Source organism: Proteus sp. ZN5 (genome assembly GCF_011046025.1).
Lineage (GTDB): Bacteria > Pseudomonadota > Gammaproteobacteria > Enterobacterales > Enterobacteriaceae > Proteus.
Map to the genome: position 1 here is coordinate 1,978,765 of NZ_CP047639.1, position 20,001 is coordinate 1,998,765.

Here is a 20,001-nt window from a genome sequence, read left to right on the forward strand (position 1 = left end):
CATAGTGACGATGATAATCGACAACGCAGCAATTGAAAACCTTTCACGCTCTGCCTATGACCTTAAATATCAATAAAAGTTTGTTAATCGTTATGCAGCCAACAAATCTTTTGCATTTGCTAAGGTATTTTTAGTGACTTCACTACCTGCTAATAAACGAGCTAGCTCTTGTAAGCGTTCTTTTTTCGATAACAATTTCATGGTCGTTTCAGTTTCTTCACCATTTGTCTCTTTGTTGACGAAATAGTGTTGGTGACCACAACCTGCAACTTGAGGTAAGTGAGTGACACACATAACTTGAGTTGACTCACCTAACTCACGTAGTAATTTACCTACAATAGCCGCCGTTGGACCACTGATACCCACATCAACTTCATCAAAAATAAGTGCTGGAGTATCCATTTTTTTAGCTGTGATCACTTGGATTGCGAGTGCAATACGTGATAACTCACCCCCTGAAGCTACTTTAGAAAGTGCTTGATGAGGTTGCCCCGGATTTGTGGTGACATTAAATTCAACTTTTGTAGCACCATCGATTTGTAGTGAGCTGTCATCAAAATGGGTATCAACAGTAAAATAACCATGTGGCATTGATAACTGATGCATACTGTTAGTAATAAGTTGGCTTAATTCACTCGCATATTGTTGGCGAACTTGGTGCAATTGTTTTGCGACATCTAATGCAATTAAGTGGTCAGCTTTGACTTGTTCTATTAAAGCCTCACAATCATCATTTTGACGAAGTAGAGCATTTTTCTCTTCAATTAATTGCTGATGAAGATCATAGAGTTCCTCAGGCGCGACACGATGTTTACGTGACAAACTAATATACTTAGACATGCGTTTTTCTACTTCAAATAAGCGATTAGGATCCATCTCTAAGCGATCGCTATAGTGACGAAGTTCATCGCTTACTTCACTAATTTGGATAGTGGCTTCTTCTAGCATCTCTAATAATGAATTGAACTGACTTTCCATTGAGGTTAGTTCAGTAATTTCATGCTTAGCCACATTGAGCATACTTAAAACATTTTGCTCTTCGTTGTCACTTAAAATTTGTAAACTATTTTGGCTTAGCGTTAAAAACTGACCACAGTTAGAAAGGCGTTTATATTCTTGATCTAATTCTGGGTACTCACCTTGCACTGGTTGAAATTCATTGAGCTCTTTTAAGTGGTAATCAACCAATTGCTGTCTTGCTTCTCGTTCTAAAGAGAGTTGTTGAAAAGCAGCTAAAGTTTGGCAACTTTGATGCCATGTTTGATAAGCCGACTTCATGTTTTTTAATAAAGCAGGCTCATGGGCATAGATATCAAGCAGTTGTTTTTGATAACGAGGTTCTAAAAGTTGCTGATGAGCATGTTGCCCATGAATTTGAATAAGTAATGAACCAAGCTCTCTTAATTGTGAAAGTGGTACGGAAGTACCGTTGATAAAACCACGAGAACGCCCATCAGTAGAGATAGTTCTTCTTAATAGGCATTCGTTATGATCATCAAGATGATGTTCTTCAAGCCAGTGTTGTGCTGATGGCGTATCAGAGAGTGAGAATCGTGCACATAAATCGGCTCTAGTTGCACCTGGGCGCACCATATTGGCATCACCACGGTTACCTAAGCATAAACCTAGAGCATCAATTGCAATAGACTTACCTGCGCCAGTTTCGCCTGTAATGGTGGTCATGCCACCAGAAAAATCGATTTCAAGTTCACGGACTATGGCAAAATGACTAATGGTTAATTGAGTCAGCATAGTGCCTCTCCTGTGTATAAAAACATATCTGTAATTACATACAGTATAAACTGGTTTTTTATACAGTAAAGTAGGGAGGCACAAAAATTAGAACATTTTTTTCGACCAACCTAATTTTGAGCTGAGTGTATTAAAATAGTTGTAATCAGTAGGGTGAACTAAATTGAGTTTTTGGCGACTTCTCTTAATAATAACTTCATCACCTTCTTTAATAGGTAACACTAATTGGCTATCGCAACTAACTTCATAATCGATATTTGTTTGTGAGAATTTTAAGCGAATTTGGCTATCACTGCTGATAACTAAAGGACGTGCTGATAAGGTATGTGGAAACATAGGCACAAGCGCAATAGCATCAAGATTTGGCGTTAAAATAGGGCCCCCCGCAGAAAGTGAGTAGGCGGTTGATCCCGTTGGTGTTGCGATAATTAAGCCATCAGAACGTTGAGAGAAAGCAAAGCGATCATCAATATAAACTTCAAACTCAATCATATGAGCGACTTTGCCGGGATGAAGCACGACTTCATTGATTGCTGTACCAATGCGTGTTCTTTGACCTTCAGCACAGACTCGAGCTTCAAGTAAGAACCGTTTTTCTTCGCGATAATGCCCCGCTAATACGTTAGTTAATTGCTGTAAAGCATTATCAGGGTCAAGATCAGTAAGAAAACCTAAATTACCCCGGTTAACACCAATCACTTTGATATTATAACGAGATAAAACACGCGCAGCGCCAAGCATATTGCCATCACCACCAACAACAATGACAAGATCGGCAACTTTGCCAACTTGTGTTAAATCACCAGTTTGTGCATTTTCTAGTTTTAATTCTTGAGCAACTTGTGTGTCAATAATAACGTCATAGCCTTGAGCCAATAGCCAATGATAGAGCATTTCATGAGTTGAAATTGCTTCAGGGTGGCGTGGATGACCAACAATGCCAATGCATTTAAAGTGTTTTTCTTCCGTTACGGTATTGTCTGGCATTTTTTTACCCTCGTTTTGCGCCAATTCCTTGAAACCCGTTTATTGATCCCCATAATAAACTAAATATGAAGATGAATACTAAAACTACGCGGAGATGTTCATGAGTAGTAAAGAACAAAATGTACATGAAGAGCAAGCCTCAAAAGAAAAAGAAGGAATGGGATCTGCAATGAATGAGTCTCAAGAGCCAGCAATGACCGAAGAAGCACAAGCGGACTTTAATGCTCAAGCTGAATTAGTGGAAGCATTAGCGCGTGTTGATTCTCTCGAAAAACAGCTTGAGCAATCACAAAAAACAGAACGTGAAGCTATGGCTCGTGCTTTAGCTGAAGTTGAAAATGTGCGTCGTCGTACTCAACAAGATATTGAGAAAGCACATAAATTTGCACTTGAGAAATTTTCTAATGAGTTATTGCCTGTACTCGATAATTTAGAGCGTGCTTTATCTGCGGCTGATCATGAAAATGAGGCATTAAAGCCAATGATTGAAGGGTTAGAATTAACGCTGAAATCATTCTTAGATGCAGTTCGTAAATTTGGTATCGAAGTGGTTGAAGAAAAAAATGTGGTATTCAACCCTGAAATTCACCAAGCGATGACTTTAATTGATAGCCCTGAACATGAATCCAATCATGTGGTCGATGTTATGCAAAAAGGTTATACCTTAAATGGTCGTTTATTACGCCCAGCTATGGTTATCGTTTCTAAATAATATCGATAAAGCATCTGTTATCACATCTGTTATTACATGTAGATAAAGTAAACCGCACAATACGAAGATTATTTAATATTCTTGTTATTGTGCGGTTTTATGTTTTAAAAGGCGATATTATTCAATAGGATCAAGATGCCAATTGATCGGTGTGCGACCTTGCTGCTGTAAAATATCATTGGCTTGTTTGAAATGGCCACAACCTAAAAAGCCTCTATGGGCAGAGAGTGGTGATGGATGAGGTGCTTTTAAAATAACGTGTTTATTGGTATCAATAAAACGGCCTTTTTTCTGAGCATGGGCGCCCCAAAGTAAAAAAATAACCCCTTCTCTACGTTGATTGATCTGCTCAATCACTGCATCAGTAAAGATTTCCCAACCATAGTTAGCGTGAGAATGAGCTTGGCCTTTCTCTACGGTCAATACGGTATTAAGTAATAAAACACCTTGTTTTGCCCAGCTTTCTAAATAGCCGTGGTTGGGGCGTTTAAAATCAGGGTATTCTTTTTCAAGCTCTTTATACATATTGACTAACGAAGGAGGCGCAGGCACGCCTGGTCGTACTGAAAAAGAAAGGCCATGTGCTTGATTAGGGCCATGATAAGGATCTTGCCCTAAAATAACTACATTCACATTATCAAAAGGCGTAAAACGAAAGGCATTAAAAATATCTTCTTGAGGTGGATAAACGATTTTACCTGCTGCTCTTTGTTGTGCGACTTGAGACATAATTTGATGAAAGTAAGGCTTTTCTTTTTCAGTGCCTATCACATCATGCCAAGTTAATGGTGTAGTCATAACCTAAAATCCTTGTTGATATCTTATGGTGTCTAAGCTTACCGATTTCATCAGGGGAATGAAAATATTACGACCTAAAAATAAGAATTAATTGATTTCTCAACTTTTATTTGAAAATTTACAAAAAAAATTGCAAATCAGTCATGAGTGATTATTGATTTAAAACAACACTTTGCACCCTGTGAGCTAAAGTGCTTATGAATTTTATTGATATTTATCAAGGAATGACGCCATTTATACTGGTATATAAGTAGACAGAAACATTGGTTAGACCAAATACCCAAGTTCTGATATGAGATCAGAATTTGATTTTGTGCCCACATTGGAGGTCGAAATGATTACTGGTATCCAAATTACTAAAGCTGATAACGACGATTTATTACATTCTTTCTGGTTATTAGATGATGAAAACGGCGAAGCTCGTTGCATCTGTGCTAAAAAAGGCTTTGAAGAAGGTCAAGTAATTAACCGTAAAGAGTTAGGCAATATCGAATACCGTGAAGTGCCTGTAGAATCTAAACCGGTTGTTCGTGTAGAAGGTGGTCAACACCTTAACGTTAACGTATTAAGCCGTGAAACACTGGAAGATGCTGTTAACAATCCTGAGAAATATCCTCAATTAACTATTCGTGTTTCTGGCTATGCAGTGCGTTTTAACTCACTGACTCCAGAACAACAACGTGATGTTATTACTCGTACTTTCACAGAAAGCCTGTAATTTTCACTAAAGTAATAAGTTAATAATAAGCTCGATATGAAAATATCGGGCTTTTTTCTTTTTTTCTACTTTTCTATATAAAATAAGAAAAAAGAGAGAATAACAAAAAAACCGTAACTAAGTTATATAGCTACGGTTTTTTTATAAGATCAAAAAGAGTACAGATTATTCGTTATCAGTATTCGTTTCTTTTGCTGGTGTAGTAGGAGCCACTTTCTTTTCTGTATGCTCAGCAACTGCTTTGCGACGTTTACCGATATTTTTACGATCGCGAGTCCGCACTTTTTCTTTAACCGCTTTTTTCTCTTCTTCTTTTTTCGCTTTGCGTTTAGCTAGCACTTTTTTAGAAGGTTTGAATGTTGCTTTCAGGCTTGGTGCTTTGGTTTCTGGACGTAGTTCAGCAACAACACGATATTTAATAGGCTCTTGAACGTAACGACCAATTTTCCCTAATAATGGATGATCGTGAGCTTCAACTAATGAAATAGCGATACCTTTACGACCTGCGCGTCCTGTACGACCAATACGGTGCAAGTAAACATCTGCAGTACGAGGTAAGTCAAAGTTGAAAACGTGTGTGATGTCATCTAGATCAAGGCCACGAGAAGCAACGTCTGTGGCAACAAGTACATTCATTTTGCCTGATTCTAAACGTTTGATCGCATCGTTACGCTGTGTTTGCGCCATTTCACCTTCAAGGTAGCTACATTTAATACCTTGTTTTTCTAGCGCAGTGACAAGCTCTCTTACACGCTCTCTTTTGCGAACAAAGACAATCGATTTTTTAACATCGTCTTGCTTCAATAGTGCAGCAAGCAACGCTGTTTTATGTTCGAGATTATCAGCATGATAATAGAACTGCTGAATTTTTTTACGTTCACGGCGAGATGGATCAGCATTAAGCTCAACTGGTTCGTTGAGGATGCGCTGTGCAAAATCAATAACCGCATTACCTTCTAGTGTTGCGGAGAACAGTAATGTCTGTTTGCGCCAGCGAGTTTCGCCTGCAATTGTTTCGATATCGTTAGCAAAACCCATATCTAACATGCGGTCTGCTTCGTCTAAAATCAGCATTTCCACAGCACGGCAGTCAAAGTTTTCTTCTTTGATGTACTGTAATAAACGACCTGTTGTTGCAACAACGATATCTTGGTTCTCGCTGAAGACTTCAGCGTGATTCATATAAGCAACACCGCCTGTGATAGTGGCGATATCTAAATGTGTATGCGCACATAATTCTTTTGCCTGCTCTGCAACTTGCATAGCAAGTTCGCGAGTTGGTGTCAGGATAAGAATACGTGGCGGGCCTGATTTTTTACGTGGATAATCAAGCAAGTGTTGAATTGCCGGAAGCAAAAAAGCCGCAGTTTTCCCTGTGCCTGTTGGCGCAGAGCCTAAAATATCGCGTCCATCCATTGCGGCAGGAATTGCATCTGCTTGAATAGCAGTAGGACGTTGATATCCTTTTTCTTCTAATGCGGTCAATAAACTTTCATCAAGTTCAAGACTGGAAAATGTCGTGGCTGTCATTGTATACCTCTGTTTAGGGCGCGGATTTTGACATTATCCCCCGCTAAAAGCCAGAGGATTTACCGCTATCACATTATATATTACCGATAGACGAAGGTATTCGTTGTTTTTAGGCTTAATCTAAATAAGCGTGCATCGTATACAAATAGTTTAATGTTAAGATAGGGGTTGCAGAAGCGTTATCATACCATATATCTCTTTTTCAATGACATGAATGATAAGTAATAAAAAAGAGATAGTAATACGAATCAATAGAGCCAATAAATGAATCAAAAGAAAGTGAAAAAAGCAGGATTACGCAAAGGCGGTTTTACATTTAAACAATTTTTTGTTGCTCATGATAAGTGTGAAATGAAAGTGGGTACAGATGGTGTTTTATTAGGGGCTTGGGCACCTATCGATAATGTAAAAAGAGCGCTTGATATCGGTACTGGGAGTGGATTAATCGCATTAATGCTGGCTCAACGAGCGAACCAAATTGAGCGCATAGATGGTATTGAACTTGATGAAAAAGCAGCATCACAAGCTGCGGAAAATGCTCAAGAGTCACAATGGCGCTCACTTATTCATATCCATCATGATGATATTTATCATTATGCTGAACAAGTGCAAAACAAGTATGATTTGATTGTAAGTAATCCTCCTTATTTTGAACCCGCAATTGCTTGTCGTAATGATGTTCGTGAGCAAGCGCGTTATACCAAAACCTTAACGCATGAGGGATTGCTGGATAGTGCGCAATCACTTATCACCGAAGATGGTTTGTTCTGTGTGGTATTACCTTACTCTATTGGTGAGCAATTTATTGAAATTGCAGAAAAAAAGGAGTGGAATACTGCAAAACGCGTTAATATTAAAGATAGTGCAGATAAACCTTATCATCGAATTTTGTTAGCATTTCAAAGACAAAATCAAAGCAGTGTTGAATGTAGTATAGATGAACTTATTATTCGTAATAATGAAGGGCATTATACTGATAAGTTTCGCTCTTGGGTGACTGACTTTTATTTATATTATTAAATCTATATTTAATAATACATTGTTTAAGATAATATATATTGTTGTAAGTAATCGTATATATTTAAATAATATCATTGTGTTATCGTTTTTTTATTGGCAAATTGCATTTTGGTTGGGTGATCACCATGATGATTTTTTGTGATTCATCTCTTAAAATAATGATTGAATTGAACTTCATACTATTTTTGCACTCCAAGTCTAGTAGCTCATAAAACGAGAAGGAATAACGAGAGTAAATATGACGGAGTCATTTAAAAATAGTGCGAAGCTTGACTTCGGGAGAGTCCATCTCTAATGAGCGAGCAGTTAACGGACCAAATGTTGGTTGAAAAGGTACAAAATGGTGACCAGAAAGCCTTTAATTTGCTGGTTATCCGCTATCAACACAAGGTAGCAAGCCTGATTTCCCGTTATGTACCACAGGGCGATGTGCCAGATGTTTCGCAAGAAGCCTTTATTAAAGCTTATCGTGCCATCGGTTCTTTCCGTGGAGATAGTGCTTTTTATACATGGCTTTATCGCATTGCTGTGAATACAGCAAAAAATTATCTGGTTGCACAGGGGCGGCGTCCGCCTTCGAATGATTTAGATGCGAGTGATGTTGAAAACTTCGAATCACCAAATGCACTAAAAGAAATTTCGAACCCTGAGAATTTAATGTTGTCTGAAGAGTTACGGAGAGTGGTTTTTCACACCATAGAGTCATTACCTGAAGATTTAAGGGTTGCTATTACACTTCGGGAACTTGACGGACTAAGCTATGAAGAGATAGCGGTCATTATGGATTGCCCTGTCGGAACAGTACGTTCACGTATTTTTAGGGCGCGAGAAGCTATTGATAATAAGGTTCAACCATTAATACAAGAGTTTTAATTGTGGGTGAACCATCATTGACTGAAGGGTACTTTTATATGCAAAAAGAAAAACTTTCTGCATTTATGGATGGCGAAGTTCTTGATAAAGAATTAATGGGTACAATTGCTCGTGATGACTCTATGAAAGAGACATGGCAACGCTACCATTTAATTCGTGACACAATGCGTGGTGATGTTGGTGAAGTAGTCCACTTCGATATCGCAAGTCGCGTTGCGCTCGCTTTAGAGAATGAACCTGTTCGCATAAGTCCTGAACAACAACGAGAGCAGCAACCTGCGCCATCGCAATGGCGTCAGCACTCTTTCTTACAAACGTTACGTCCTTGGGCAAGTCAGTTAACTCAAATCGGTGTCGCGGCTTGTGTTTCATTAGCTGTTATTGTTGGTGTTCAGCAATATAATGGAAAAAGTGGTTCTGAAGATTTCCAAGTAGATACACCTGTATTTAATACTCAACCTATTATGGGTTCAGGTTCGCCTGTAAGTTTAAATCTTCAAAACGATACTTTAGGTAAAGACCAGCAAACACGTTTACAAGAGCGTAATCAGCGCCTTGGATTAATGTTGCAACAGTATGAGTTAGATCGTCGTATCTATAATGCACCACAAAATGAAGCGCCAATCAGCGCTCAAGGTGACACTCAACCTGTAGTAGCACAGTAATAATAGATGTGAATGTATAAATAACGTGTGGGAATGAAACAGTCGTAATGAAAAAATCATGGTTATCCACCTTATTGCTGGTGGGCAGCCTGTCAATGCCGATACAAGCCTTGGCGCAACCTCAAACAGGTAGTGTCGAGGCTTTGTTGCAAAAGATGGGTCAGACAAGTCAAAGCTCTACCTATGAATTATCTTTTATCAATATCAATTCTCAAGGTATTGTTCCTATTCGCTACCGTCACACTCTTATTGATGGCAAACCACTTGCACAATTAATGCAAATGGATAGCACTCGGCGTGAAATTGTTCAGCGTGGCGATGAAATCAGCTATTTTGAACCCGGTTTAGATGCCTTCAGCTTAAGAAATGATCATATCGTCGATTATATTCCTTCTATTATTTATCAAGATTTCAATGAATTATCGGGTTATTATAATTTTATTGATGCAGGTAGAACGCATATTGGTGATATTCCAAGCCGAGTTGTTCGTGTGCTATCGAAAAACAATGACCGCTACGATTATGTCTTGTTTATTGATGAAGAAAGATATCTGCCTTTAAGAGTCGATCTGTTAGATAAGAATAATGACATTATTGAACAATTTAGAGTGATCACGGTTAATGAAGGAAGTGAAGTCGGAACTAAGCTTAATTCGTTACGTACCGTCAATATGCCTCCTTTATTACTTGTACCAAAAGCTAAGCCATTGGTTTATAACTGGTCAGTTAGTAAATTACCTGAAGGTTTTAAAGAGGTAAAACGCAGTAACCATCAGATCTCTGAAACTGAGTTTAGTCAGTCGATTTTATTTAGCGATGGTTTATTTGACTTCTCTATTTATGTTAATAAAGGTGGTCAACAGGTTAATTCGCCCGAACGTGATAAAATGTTAAGGTATGGTCGTAATACAATTTATACCTATGACAAAGAAGGTAATGAAATTACCTTTATTGGTCAGTTACCGTTTCCTACGGCACAAGCAATAGTTAATAGTGTTGTATTTACGAAAAAGTAAAAGGGTATAAGTTATGGTTAAAGAGTGGGCAACAGTTATACATTGGCATGAAGGACGTGCTTTATTACGCTACGGCTCTTCTTCTGGCTGTGGTAGTTGCCAAGCTCGCGCTGCCTGTGGCTCTTATTTATTAAATAAAATAGGGCCAGAGACAGTTCATCAACTCGAACTTCCCGTTGCACAGCCCTTAGTCGAAGGGCAAAAAGTGGAAGTGGGTATTCCTGAAAATAATCTACTTCTTTCCGCAATGCTGGTGTATTTAACACCACTTATTGGCTTATTTATCGTTGCAGGCATTGCGAGCCTTTGGCTTTCGAGTGAGTTTGCTATTTTTTGCAGTGGACTTGTGGGCGGTGCTCTTGGTTTTTTATTTGCCAAAAAAGTAGCGACTTGGTGGAGTAAAGATGAAGGCTTTGAACCTATTGTGTTGCAAATAGGGCTTCCACCTCATGAACTTAAAGTTCAATTTCAAGAATAATGAGTTGATTAAAGAGATGGGGCATTTGCTCCATTATTTTTATCATGCCGCTTTTGTAATAATACTCATCTTAAATTAACGCATTTCTTTATCTAGAAAATACTCGCAAAAAATTACAAATAAATGCAAGTCTTAGCATAAATGTTTGTGTTTGATGAACGTTTCTTTGAGTATAATGTCTCTAGTGTGTAGAATGCGTCATCAATAATAACTCCTGCAATATAGAGTTTTCGCTTTGTGTCCATGAATGACTCCAAAGCCAGATTTATAGAGCAAAGCAATAGAGAAAAATAATTTCAGAATGAAAAACATACGTAACTTTTCCATTATCGCACATATTGACCACGGTAAATCGACGTTATCAGATCGAATTATTCAAATTTGTGGTGGCTTATCAGATCGTGAAATGGCTGCGCAGGTTCTTGATTCTATGGATCTTGAGCGTGAACGTGGTATTACAATCAAAGCGCAAAGCGTAACCTTGAATTACACCGCTGATGACGGTGAAGTTTATCAGCTTAACTTTATCGATACCCCTGGACACGTTGACTTCTCTTATGAAGTATCTCGTTCACTCGCTGCGTGTGAAGGTGCCTTATTGGTCGTAGATGCTGGGCAAGGGGTTGAAGCGCAAACATTAGCTAACTGCTATACAGCGATGGATATGGATCTCACCGTCGTTCCTGTTTTAAATAAAATAGATTTACCAGCAGCAGAGCCTGAGCGTGTTGCTGAAGAGATTGAAGACATTGTGGGGATTGATGCCACAGATGCAGTGCGTTGTTCTGCAAAAACAGGTATTGGCGTTAAAGAAGTTATCGAACGCCTTGTTAAAGAAATTCCAGCACCTGAAGGTGATGCAGACGCTCCATTACAAGCACTGATTATTGACTCTTGGTTTGATAACTACCTTGGTGTTGTTTCACTGATCCGTATTAAAAACGGTAAAGTCAGCAAAGGCGATAAAATCAAGGTAATGAGCACTGGTCAGATTTATAACATTGACCGTATTGGTATTTTTACACCAAAACAAATTGATACGACATCATTAAATTGTGGTGAAGTAGGTTGGGTTGTTTGTGGTATTAAAGATATTTTAGGTGCGCCAGTTGGGGATACCTTAACAGCAGCCCAAAAACCAGCAGATAAACCACTACCTGGCTTTAAAAAAGTTAAGCCGCAGGTTTATGCCGGTTTATTCCCAATTAGCTCTGACGACTATGAATCATTCCGTGATGCATTAGGTAAATTAAGCCTAAATGATGCTTCATTATTCTATGAGCCAGAAAGCTCAACCGCGTTAGGTTTTGGTTTCCGTTGTGGTTTCTTGGGTCTTCTGCACATGGAGATCATTCAAGAACGTTTAGAACGTGAATATGACCTTGATCTGATTACAACGGCTCCAACCGTAGTTTATGAAGTTGAAATGACTAACGGTGATATTGTATTAGTGGATAGCCCGTCTAAATTGCCACCACTGAATAATATTGAAGAAATCAGAGAGCCTATTGCTGAATGTCATATGTTATTACCGCAAGAATACTTAGGTAATGTAATTACTTTATGTATCGAAAAACGCGGCGTTCAAACCAATATGGTCTATCATGGTAATCAGGTTTCATTGACTTATGAAATTCCGATGGCTGAAGTGGTATTAGATTTCTTTGACCGTTTAAAATCAACATCACGCGGTTATGCTTCTTTAGACTATAACTTTATCCGCTTCCAAGGCTCTAACATGGTACGTGTAGATGTCTTGATTAATGGTGAGCGTGTTGATGCTTTAGCATTGATTACACATAACGATAATGCACCTTATCGTGGCCGTGAGTTAGTGGAAAAAATGAAAGAATTTATTCCACGTCAACAGTTTGATATCGCCATCCAAGCGGCAATTGGTAACCACATTATTGCTCGTTCAACTGTTAAACAGTTACGTAAAAACGTATTAGCCAAATGTTATGGCGGTGACGTTAGCCGTAAGAAGAAACTGTTACAGAAACAGAAAGATGGTAAAAAACGTATGAAGCAAATTGGTAACGTAGAGCTACCACAAGAAGCGTTTTTAGCCATCCTTCATGTTGGTAAAGATAAATAATTTAAGGAGAAAACATGGCTAACACGTTTGCCTTGATCCTAACGCTGGCAACGCTAATAACGGGAGTTTTTTGGGGAATTGAGCGCTTTAAGCTCAAGCCTGCCCGAAAAGCAAAACTAAAGCGTCTTCAAGAGATGACGCAAGGGACCGAGGATCAGCAAGAGTTAGCAAAATCAATTAATAAGCCAAGCTGGGCGGAGACATTAGGCTCTTTATTCCCAGTCTTGATTATTGTTTTGGTTCTGCGTTCATTTGTGTATGAGCCGTTTCAAATACCTTCTCGCTCCATGATGCCAACCTTGTTGGTTGGCGATTTTATCTTGGTTGAAAAGTTTGCTTATGGATTAAAAGATCCAATTACACAGACAACGTTAATTAATACAGGGAAGCCAAAAAGAGGCGATATCGCAGTATTTAAATATCCTCGAGATCCTTCTACTGATTTTATTAAACGTGTTATTGGATTACCGGGCGATAAAATCGTTTATGATATGATGTCGAAAAAACTTCATGTCTATCCAAATTGTGATAAAGCCATTTGCAATGAAGAAATTTCAGTAACTTACGGTACTGCGTACCCAAGTGAATGGACGTTGTTATTACAAAATGTGCCGGGTGGTCAGCGTATTAATGGTATGAAATCTATTCCAATTGAGGAGCCTATTTCAACAGCAACTCAATTACGTGAAGAAGAAAGAGTAGAAACTATTGATAAAGTCTCTCATCGTATTATGACAATACCCGGTGATATGACGATGCCAGAGTTTATTCAACCCGGATTACCTGTTGGTACGTGGATTGTTCCTGAAGGTCATTACTTTATGATGGGTGATAATCGAGACGGTAGCTCTGATAGTCGTTTCTGGGGCTTTGTTCCAGAGCAGAACTTAGTCGGTAAAGCGACAACAATCTGGATGAGCTTTGAAAAAGTAGAGAATGAATGGCCAACAGGCGTTCGTTTTAGCCGTATCGGTGGCATTAAGTAATAATTAACAAAATAGCGACAGCATTCCTGCTTATCTAAGTGTAGAATATGTCGCTTCTTTAAATATGATTGGCTCCTGTTATTGACAGGAGCCAGTGCAAACGCAACAGTTCTGTTATCCAACTCGATAATTTCTCGTTGTCTTAAACAGATTTGTTGCGTGTGCTTCAAATTAAGTTATGGAAATTGATCGCACATGAATACTTTATTAGTAAACCAGTTACAAAAGAAACTGGGCTATACTTTTACGCAAAATGAATTATTACTACAGGCTTTAACGCATCGTAGTGCCAGCAGTAAACATAATGAACGTTTGGAATTTTTAGGTGATTCAATTCTAAGCTATGTAATTGCTAACGCACTTTATCATCGCTTTCCTCGTGTTGATGAAGGTGATATGAGTCGAATGAGAGCAACGCTTGTTCGTGGAAATACTCTCGCTGAATTAGCGCGTGAATTTGAACTAGGCGAATGTCTACGTTTAGGTCCTGGAGAATTAAAAAGCGGCGGTTTTCGTCGGGAATCAATTTTAGCGGATACGGTGGAAGCTTTAATTGGTGCCATTTTCCTCGATAGTGATATTCAAAATATCGAAAAAATTATTTTAAATTGGTATGAGAATCGTTTGGCTGAAATCAGTCCAGGCGATAAGCAAAAAGATCCTAAAACTCGTTTGCAAGAGTATTTGCAAGGCCGTCATTTACCATTACCTTCTTATATTGTGGTACAGGTTCGTGGCGAAGCCCATGATCAAGAGTTTACGATCCATTGTCAGATAAGCGGTATCGAACAACCTGTCAAAGGGATGGGTACAAGCCGTCGTAAAGCTGAACAGGCCGCTGCTGAACAGGCATTAATACAACTGGAGCTTGAATGAGCGAAGAACAAACCTATTGCGGATTTATTGCGATAGTCGGTCGCCCAAATGTGGGAAAATCAACACTACTGAACCAATTACTGGGACAGAAAGTTTCTATTACATCACGTAAACCGCAAACTACACGTCACCGTATCATGGGTATTGATACAGATGGCGCTTACCAAGCGATTTATGTGGATACACCGGGCTTGCATATTGAAGAAAAGCGAGCCATCAATAGACTGATGAACCGTGCAGCAAGCAGTTCAATTGGTGATGTTGAATTGGTTATTTTCGTTGTTGAAGGCACCAACTGGACGCCTGACGACGAAATGGTATTAAATAAATTAAAATCATTACGTTGCCCTGTTTTATTAGCAATTAATAAAGTGGATAACGTGATTGATAAAACCAAGTTACTTCCACACATTGGCTTTTTAAGTCAACAAATGGATTTTCTTGATGTTGTACCAATCAGTGCTGAAAAAGACATGAATATCGATACGATCGCGAAAATCGTACGTAAATGTTTACCAGAAGCGACTCATCATTTCCCTGAAGATTATATTACTGATCGCTCTCAGCGTTTTATGGCGTCAGAAATTATTCGTGAGAAACTGATGCGCTTTTTAGGTGAAGAATTGCCTTATTCTGTCACGGTTGAAATCGAACAATTCGTTACCAATGAGCGTGGTGGTTATGATATCCACGGATTAATTCTGGTTGAGCGTGAAGGCCAGAAGAAAATGGTTATTGGTAATAAAGGTGTGAAAATCAAGAAAATTGGTACTGAAGCCCGTATGGATATGGAAGACTTATTTGAAAACAAAGTTCACTTAGAACTTTGGGTGAAAGTCAAAGCGGGTTGGGCTGATGATGAACGTGCTTTACGTAGCCTTGGCTATGTGGACGATTTAAAGTAGGTAACTGAAGTGGATGGCTGGCAACGTGCATTTGTTATCCATGCTCGACCTTACAGTGAAACGAGTTTGTTACTCGATTTTTTCACTGAAAATGAAGGGCGAGTACGCATATTGTCAAAAGGTGCGCGAGGCCGTCGTTCACCCTTAAAAGGGGCACTTCAACCTTTTACTCCTTTGCTCATTCGTTGGAGTGGGCGAGGAGAAGTTAAAACACTTCGTGATGCTGAACCTATCTCTTTAGCATTACCTCTGACAGGCTCTGTACTATACAGTGGCTTGTATCTTAATGAGTTATTGTCTCGTGTTTTAGAAAATGGTACGTCTTATAGTGTACTTTTTTTTGAATACCTTTCCTGTTTGCAAATTCTTGCTGCTAGCGATACTACACCTGAAGCTGCACTGAGACGCTTTGAACTCGCGTTATTAACACAACTTGGCTATGGCTTAGATTTTCTGCATTGTGCGGGAAGTGGAGAGCCAGTTTCAGATTCGATGACTTATCGTTATCGAGAAGAAAAAGGCTTTATTGCGAGTTTAGTGGTTGATCATAATAGTTTTACTGGATTTGAATTAAAATCCTTAGCCAGTCGCGAATTTCCTACTGTTGAAACATTAAAAGCGGCGAAAAGGTTTACTCGAATGGCATTGAAGCCCTATTTAGGCGGAAAACCATTAAAAAGTAGAGAACTTTTTAGACAATTTGCCATTAAAAAAGCCCCAAAGAAAAGAGCATTGATGGCAGAACAGTAATATTGTCTTTTTCTTCTCTATGGAATGTGTAAACTAAGGTAATGCAACGTTATTTTTCAGGAGAAGAGCATGTCTGATATTCTACTTGGCGTTAATATTGACCATATCGCCACCCTTCGTAATGCCCGTGGCACAACTTATCCCGATCCGGTTCAAGCGGCTTTTATTGCAGAACAAGCTGGTGCTGATGGTATTACTATCCATTTACGTGAAGATAGACGTCATATCACTGATCGTGACTTAATGCTGATAAGCCAAACAGTTCAGACAAGATTAAATTTGGAAATGGCTGTCACTGAAGAGATGATCGAGATTGCTTGTCAAACTCAGCCTGATTTTTGCTGTTTAGTACCTGAAAAACGCCAAGAAGTAACCACAGAAGGTGGATTAGACGTTGTTGGCAATGAAGCAAAAGTTGCTGATGCAATTAAACGCTTATCTTTAGCGGGTATCAAAGTTTCTCTATTTATTGATCCTGACCATGAGCAAATTAACGCAGCTGACCGTGTTGGTGCGCCTTTTATTGAGATCCACACTGGCGCTTATGCTGACGCTGAAGATGAAATGGCTCAAGAAAAAGAGTTTGTCCGTATTCGAGATGCAGTCACTTATGCCGCATCTAAAGGTTTAAAAGTGAATGCAGGACATGGTCTGCACTATCATAACGTGCAACGTATTGCTGCATTACCTGAATTGTATGAACTGAATATTGGTCACGCTATTATTGGTAGAGCTGTATTTAGTGGATTAGCGCCAGCGGTTGAAGAAATGAAACGCTTAATGCGAGAAGCGCGTCGCTAATGGCTATTGTTGGTTTAGGTATGGATATTGTCGAGATATCACGTATCGAAGAGATTATAGGGCGTTCTGGTGAACGCCTTGCTCGTCGCATTCTTACTGATACTGAATGGGAAATTTATCAATCTCATAAACAGCCAATACGTTTTTTAGCTAAGCGGTTTGCAGTAAAAGAGGCCGCGGCAAAAGCATTAGGAACGGGTATTCGTTTAGGATTGGCTTTCAATCATTTTGAAGTGCGTAATGATGAGTTAGGCAAACCCACATTGCATTTTTTAGCTGTTGCAAAAGAGATGGCAGAGAAAGCGGGGATAAACTCTATTCACGTAACACTTGCTGATGAACAGCGTTATGCTTGTGCGACAGTTATTTTAGAAAAATAGCTCTCTTAGATTTATCACCCACAAAATCATCGATTAAGGTTTAGATCTTATCTGCGTGGTGGATCAACACAAACTTTTCCCATAATTCATCTTGAGATTCAGTATGAGCAGGATCAGTGATGATCGTGTTAGTAATCGGACAAACCGATTGGCAAGTTGGTTTATCGTAATGTCCTACACATTCAGTGCAAAGATCAGGATTAATTTCATAAATTTCATCCCCCATTGAAATCGCATCATTTGGACACTCTGGTTCACACATATCACAGTTGATGCATTTCTTCGTAATTAATAAAGCCATATCAGTCACTTAATATATAAATTATTAAATTTCAGTAACTTATATCTTGCACTTATATGTTACCATCTATCAGTTTTGTGTCGCTATATCCGATAAAGTAGTGTTTTATCATTCAAATAGGAATATTACCCCAATCTTTTTGCTTAATAGGCACTAAGTAAGGGGGGGAGTAAGGTTACCATTTATAGGGAATTTCCTAAAGTGGCATCGCTCAAATGGTTTATTAGAATGTATAAATAAAATATTAAATACTTGCTAATGAAGAGAAATGAAAGCCAATTGCACTAATAACATTTCGCAATGTTTTTAATGTTGGGTTTCCTGTTGGTGATAATGTTCGATAAAGCGTTTCTCGAGATACTCCTGCTTTTTTGGCAATTTTTGCCATACCGCCCCGAGCTTCTACGACATGGCGTAATGCCATAAGAAAAGCTTCTTGCCCACCATCTTCATCAATATCAAGGAAGGCTTGGTGTAAATATGCTTTTGCAAAACTAGGATCTTCACGCAAAAGCTCAATCATTGCGTCATCGTGTAAACGAGATTTTGGCATAATCTACCTCTTTAAATAATCTTTTAGACATAGGATGGCTTTATTGATGTCAGCATCCTGAGTTCGTTTATCTCCTGCTAGAAGTAGCAATATAATTTCGCCATTGATTAAACTATAGTAGACGCGATAACCCACACCTTGATCAATTCGTAGCTCCCAAATGCTTTCACGACAAGGTTTATGATCACCAAAACACGCACTTGCCATTCTATTTACTCTCGATGCAATTTTGGCTTTAGCAACAGGATCACGTATCTTTCTGAAGTAGTCGGCATATAAGTCTTTGCCATCTATTGTTAGATAATGTTTGATAGTTTTCATTGGCAAAATGTAGCTTATAAGCTACGTTAACACAACTATTTTTGTAGCTTATAAGCTACGGAAATATATCAGTAATATATATTTAAAGCAAAACTATCTAATTAAAAAACAAAAACGAATAACAAAAAATAGTATTTTTTGTGGTATCCCGCACACCTAACACTCTGTTATTGATGTTAAATAATACGATAAATAAGGGGTATACTATGCCAACACTGTTCAATATGTGGACATTTGCGCTTTTGTCCTTGGGTTTGGTATTAACGCCAGGCCCTAATATGATTTACCTGATTTCACGCTCAATTTCTCAAGGGAAAAAGGCCGGATTTATTTCATTAATCGGTGTGGCTGTTGGCTATATTTTTTATATGTTACTAGCTGTATTTGGTATTACGGCTATTTTTATGGCGGTACCTTATGCTTACGATACATTAAAAATTTGTGGTGCTATTTACCTTTTTTATATCGCTTGGCAATCTATTAAACCCGGTGGGCGTTCTATCTTTCATCCCAAAAAATTACTTTCAGGTAATACAACAAAACTCTTTGTCATGGGCTTTGTTACTAATCTGCTCAATCCTAAAATCGCATTAATGTACTTGTCACTGTTACCTCAATTCATTAGCCTTCAAAATGGCAGTGTTTTAAATCAATCATTAGTGCTAGGTAGTATTCAAATTATTATTAGCATTGCAGTAAATGCATTGATTGTTATTGCCGCGGGCTCTATTGCTGGGTTCTTTATGCAAAGGCCTCGTTGGGCATTGGTTCAACGTTGGTTTATGGCGACAATCTTAGGGGGGTTAGCTATCAAATTAGCCACTGAAGCGCGTGTAAACTAAAGTTTTATCTTGCTATCTTTGTCATAAACAATTCAAGACAATCTCTTTAGTTATCAATAGAAAACAGGGTACAATATCCCGCTATATGATAATGAAGAGATATCCTTGTGAATAAAATTAAAGATGATATTTATTGGATGCATAAAGCGATTGAGCAAGCGAAAAAGGCACAAGAAATTGGTGAAATACCAGTGGGCGCTGTATTAGTCGTTGATAATAAAATCATTGCTAAAGGATGGAATCATTCAATTATCGATAACGATCCCACTGCACACGCAGAGATTATGGCGTTACGCAAAGGGGGAAAGCATTTACAAAATTATCGTCTACTCGATGCGACTCTTTATATTACCCTTGAACCTTGTGTGATGTGTGCTGGAGCGATTGTGCATAGTCGGGTAAAACGCGTGGTTTATGGTGCCTCTGATTTAAAAACAGGAGCGGCGGGTTCATTTATTGATATCTTGCAGCATCCCGGAATGAATCATAAAGTTGAGATAACTTCGGGTGTATTAGGTGAAGAGTGTTCACAGCTTTTAAGTCAGTTTTTTAAAATGAGAAGGGCTGAAAAGAAACAGCTTAAAAACCAAAAAGCCAGTCCAGCCATAATCAATACTGAACCCGCAGTAAAAGAATAAT

23 protein-coding genes are annotated in these 20,001 nt (G+C 38.6%); 16 read left to right on the plus strand and 7 right to left on the minus strand.

Translation table 11 applies throughout. The features are described from left to right. Positions 1–90: 90 nt before the first annotated feature. Both recN and nadK read right to left on the minus strand, forming a co-directional pair. Complete coding sequence (recN, locus tag GTK47_RS09045; RefSeq protein WP_165122845.1) at positions 91–1,752, minus strand: DNA repair protein RecN; 1,662 nt, start codon at positions 1,750–1,752, stop codon at positions 91–93. A gap of 87 nt (positions 1,753–1,839) precedes the next feature. Next, positions 1,840–2,739, minus strand: coding sequence for an NAD(+) kinase (gene nadK / locus GTK47_RS09050; RefSeq protein ID WP_083629114.1), 900 nt, complete (start codon positions 2,737–2,739; stop codon positions 1,840–1,842). A gap of 100 nt (positions 2,740–2,839) precedes the next feature. On the opposite strand from nadK, the gene grpE reads away from it, so the two are divergent. After that, entirely contained in the window at positions 2,840–3,451 is a 612-nt protein-coding gene (gene grpE, locus GTK47_RS09055) for a nucleotide exchange factor GrpE (RefSeq protein WP_165122846.1), read from the plus strand. Between the two features lie 117 nt (positions 3,452–3,568). Here the strand turns inward: grpE and ung are convergent, their stop codons facing one another. Then, positions 3,569–4,249, minus strand: a complete 681-nt coding sequence (ung, locus tag GTK47_RS09060; RefSeq protein WP_109401894.1) for a uracil-DNA glycosylase — start codon at positions 4,247–4,249, stop codon at positions 3,569–3,571. 334 nt (positions 4,250–4,583) lie between these two features. Between ung and grcA the strand changes: the two genes are divergently transcribed. Beyond that, positions 4,584–4,967: an autonomous glycyl radical cofactor GrcA gene (gene grcA / locus GTK47_RS09065; RefSeq protein WP_023581591.1), complete on the plus strand. Its 384-nt coding sequence runs from the start codon at positions 4,584–4,586 to the stop codon at positions 4,965–4,967. Between the two features lie 165 nt (positions 4,968–5,132). Here grcA and srmB read toward each other — a convergent pair whose 3' ends face one another. Beyond that, complete coding sequence (srmB, locus tag GTK47_RS09070; protein ID WP_227003135.1) at positions 5,133–6,497, minus strand: ATP-dependent RNA helicase SrmB; 1,365 nt, start codon at positions 6,495–6,497, stop codon at positions 5,133–5,135. Positions 6,498–6,761: 264 nt separating this feature from the next. Here srmB and GTK47_RS09075 point away from each other — a divergent pair, with 264 nt between their 5' ends. The 12 genes from GTK47_RS09075 to acpS all read left to right on the plus strand — a co-directional run bounded on the left by GTK47_RS09075 (position 6,762) and on the right by acpS (position 17,345). Then, the gene (locus GTK47_RS09075) at positions 6,762–7,517 is read left to right on the plus strand and encodes a tRNA1(Val) (adenine(37)-N6)-methyltransferase (RefSeq protein ID WP_165122847.1); all 756 of its coding nucleotides are present in this window, start codon (positions 6,762–6,764) and stop codon (positions 7,515–7,517) included. A gap of 294 nt (positions 7,518–7,811) precedes the next feature. Beyond that, complete coding sequence (gene rpoE / locus GTK47_RS09080; RefSeq protein WP_006533574.1) at positions 7,812–8,390, plus strand: RNA polymerase sigma factor RpoE; 579 nt, start codon at positions 7,812–7,814, stop codon at positions 8,388–8,390. A gap of 38 nt (positions 8,391–8,428) precedes the next feature. Then, positions 8,429–9,055: an anti-sigma-E factor RseA gene (rseA, locus tag GTK47_RS09085; protein WP_241256090.1), complete on the plus strand. Its 627-nt coding sequence runs from the start codon at positions 8,429–8,431 to the stop codon at positions 9,053–9,055. A gap of 47 nt (positions 9,056–9,102) precedes the next feature. Further along, positions 9,103–10,071, plus strand: coding sequence for a sigma-E factor regulatory protein RseB (gene rseB / locus GTK47_RS09090; protein ID WP_165122849.1), 969 nt, complete (start codon positions 9,103–9,105; stop codon positions 10,069–10,071). A gap of 13 nt (positions 10,072–10,084) precedes the next feature. Continuing rightward, positions 10,085–10,549: a SoxR-reducing system protein RseC gene (gene rseC, locus GTK47_RS09095; RefSeq protein WP_165122850.1), complete on the plus strand. Its 465-nt coding sequence runs from the start codon at positions 10,085–10,087 to the stop codon at positions 10,547–10,549. A 301-nt stretch (positions 10,550–10,850) separates the two neighbouring features. Beyond that, complete coding sequence (lepA, locus tag GTK47_RS09100; protein ID WP_165122851.1) at positions 10,851–12,647, plus strand: translation elongation factor 4; 1,797 nt, start codon at positions 10,851–10,853, stop codon at positions 12,645–12,647. Positions 12,648–12,661: 14 nt separating this feature from the next. Next, positions 12,662–13,633 (plus strand): signal peptidase I, encoded by a 972-nt coding sequence (gene lepB, locus GTK47_RS09105; RefSeq protein WP_165122852.1) that lies wholly within the window; start codon positions 12,662–12,664, stop codon positions 13,631–13,633. Positions 13,634–13,828: 195 nt separating this feature from the next. Next, positions 13,829–14,509 (plus strand): ribonuclease III, encoded by a 681-nt coding sequence (gene rnc / locus GTK47_RS09110; protein ID WP_069367822.1) that lies wholly within the window; start codon positions 13,829–13,831, stop codon positions 14,507–14,509. Beyond that, a complete protein-coding gene (gene era / locus GTK47_RS09115) occupies positions 14,506–15,414 on the plus strand; it encodes a GTPase Era (RefSeq protein ID WP_109392973.1) in 909 nt (302 codons plus the stop codon). The genes rnc and era overlap by 4 nt, the downstream gene beginning before the upstream one ends. A 9-nt stretch (positions 15,415–15,423) precedes the next feature. Continuing rightward, on the plus strand, positions 15,424–16,164 hold the full coding sequence (recO, locus tag GTK47_RS09120; protein ID WP_075673669.1) for a DNA repair protein RecO: 741 nt from the start codon (positions 15,424–15,426) through the stop codon (positions 16,162–16,164). A gap of 69 nt (positions 16,165–16,233) precedes the next feature. Next, positions 16,234–16,965 carry a pyridoxine 5'-phosphate synthase gene (gene pdxJ, locus GTK47_RS09125; RefSeq protein WP_075673670.1) on the plus strand — a complete coding sequence of 244 codons (732 nt, stop codon included), beginning with the start codon at positions 16,234–16,236 and terminating at the stop codon, positions 16,963–16,965. Continuing rightward, positions 16,965–17,345, plus strand: a complete 381-nt coding sequence (acpS, locus tag GTK47_RS09130; RefSeq protein ID WP_098942282.1) for a holo-ACP synthase — start codon at positions 16,965–16,967, stop codon at positions 17,343–17,345. Before pdxJ ends, acpS begins: the two co-directional genes overlap by 1 nt. A 40-nt stretch (positions 17,346–17,385) precedes the next feature. Here acpS and GTK47_RS09135 read toward each other — a convergent pair whose 3' ends face one another. From GTK47_RS09135 to GTK47_RS09145, 3 genes are all read right to left on the minus strand, one after another. After that, positions 17,386–17,646 carry a YfhL family 4Fe-4S dicluster ferredoxin gene (locus GTK47_RS09135; protein ID WP_075673672.1) on the minus strand — a complete coding sequence of 87 codons (261 nt, stop codon included), beginning with the start codon at positions 17,644–17,646 and terminating at the stop codon, positions 17,386–17,388. A 244-nt stretch (positions 17,647–17,890) separates the two neighbouring features. Further along, positions 17,891–18,199, minus strand: coding sequence for an addiction module antidote protein (locus GTK47_RS09140; RefSeq protein ID WP_088495034.1), 309 nt, complete (start codon positions 18,197–18,199; stop codon positions 17,891–17,893). A 3-nt stretch (positions 18,200–18,202) separates the two neighbouring features. Continuing rightward, positions 18,203–18,520 (minus strand): type II toxin-antitoxin system RelE/ParE family toxin, encoded by a 318-nt coding sequence (locus tag GTK47_RS09145; RefSeq protein WP_088495035.1) that lies wholly within the window; start codon positions 18,518–18,520, stop codon positions 18,203–18,205. Positions 18,521–18,726: 206 nt separating this feature from the next. On the opposite strand from GTK47_RS09145, the gene GTK47_RS09150 reads away from it, so the two are divergent. After that, the gene (locus tag GTK47_RS09150) at positions 18,727–19,362 is read left to right on the plus strand and encodes a LysE family translocator (RefSeq protein ID WP_165122853.1); all 636 of its coding nucleotides are present in this window, start codon (positions 18,727–18,729) and stop codon (positions 19,360–19,362) included. A gap of 107 nt (positions 19,363–19,469) precedes the next feature. Continuing rightward, a complete protein-coding gene (gene tadA, locus GTK47_RS09155) occupies positions 19,470–20,000 on the plus strand; it encodes a tRNA adenosine(34) deaminase TadA (protein ID WP_165122854.1) in 531 nt (176 codons plus the stop codon). The last annotated feature ends 1 nt before the right edge of the window (position 20,001 follow it).

Excerpts from the sequence above, each read along its gene's own strand:
- recN (WP_165122845.1), bottom strand. The coding sequence starts at position 1,752 with ATGCTGACTCAATTAACCATTAGTCATTTTGCCATAGTCCGTGAACTT.
- nadK (WP_083629114.1), bottom strand. The coding sequence starts at position 2,739 with ATGCCAGACAATACCGTAACGGAAGAAAAACACTTTAAATGCATTGGC.
- grpE (WP_165122846.1), top strand. The coding sequence starts at position 2,840 with ATGAGTAGTAAAGAACAAAATGTACATGAAGAGCAAGCCTCAAAAGAA.
- ung (WP_109401894.1), bottom strand. The coding sequence starts at position 4,249 with ATGACTACACCATTAACTTGGCATGATGTGATAGGCACTGAAAAAGAA.
- grcA (WP_023581591.1), top strand. The coding sequence starts at position 4,584 with ATGATTACTGGTATCCAAATTACTAAAGCTGATAACGACGATTTATTA.
- srmB (WP_227003135.1), bottom strand. The coding sequence starts at position 6,497 with ATGACAGCCACGACATTTTCCAGTCTTGAACTTGATGAAAGTTTATTG.
- GTK47_RS09075 (WP_165122847.1), top strand. The coding sequence starts at position 6,762 with ATGAATCAAAAGAAAGTGAAAAAAGCAGGATTACGCAAAGGCGGTTTT.
- rpoE (WP_006533574.1), top strand. The coding sequence starts at position 7,812 with ATGAGCGAGCAGTTAACGGACCAAATGTTGGTTGAAAAGGTACAAAAT.
- rseA (WP_241256090.1), top strand. The coding sequence starts at position 8,429 with ATGCAAAAAGAAAAACTTTCTGCATTTATGGATGGCGAAGTTCTTGAT.
- rseB (WP_165122849.1), top strand. The coding sequence starts at position 9,103 with ATGAAAAAATCATGGTTATCCACCTTATTGCTGGTGGGCAGCCTGTCA.
- rseC (WP_165122850.1), top strand. The coding sequence starts at position 10,085 with ATGGTTAAAGAGTGGGCAACAGTTATACATTGGCATGAAGGACGTGCT.
- lepA (WP_165122851.1), top strand. The coding sequence starts at position 10,851 with ATGAAAAACATACGTAACTTTTCCATTATCGCACATATTGACCACGGT.
- lepB (WP_165122852.1), top strand. The coding sequence starts at position 12,662 with ATGGCTAACACGTTTGCCTTGATCCTAACGCTGGCAACGCTAATAACG.
- rnc (WP_069367822.1), top strand. The coding sequence starts at position 13,829 with ATGAATACTTTATTAGTAAACCAGTTACAAAAGAAACTGGGCTATACT.
- era (WP_109392973.1), top strand. The coding sequence starts at position 14,506 with ATGAGCGAAGAACAAACCTATTGCGGATTTATTGCGATAGTCGGTCGC.
- pdxJ (WP_075673670.1), top strand. The coding sequence starts at position 16,234 with ATGTCTGATATTCTACTTGGCGTTAATATTGACCATATCGCCACCCTT.
- acpS (WP_098942282.1), top strand. The coding sequence starts at position 16,965 with ATGGCTATTGTTGGTTTAGGTATGGATATTGTCGAGATATCACGTATC.
- GTK47_RS09135 (WP_075673672.1), bottom strand. The coding sequence starts at position 17,646 with ATGGCTTTATTAATTACGAAGAAATGCATCAACTGTGATATGTGTGAA.
- GTK47_RS09140 (WP_088495034.1), bottom strand. The coding sequence starts at position 18,199 with ATGCCAAAATCTCGTTTACACGATGACGCAATGATTGAGCTTTTGCGT.
- GTK47_RS09145 (WP_088495035.1), bottom strand. The coding sequence starts at position 18,520 with ATGAAAACTATCAAACATTATCTAACAATAGATGGCAAAGACTTATAT.
- GTK47_RS09150 (WP_165122853.1), top strand. The coding sequence starts at position 18,727 with ATGCCAACACTGTTCAATATGTGGACATTTGCGCTTTTGTCCTTGGGT.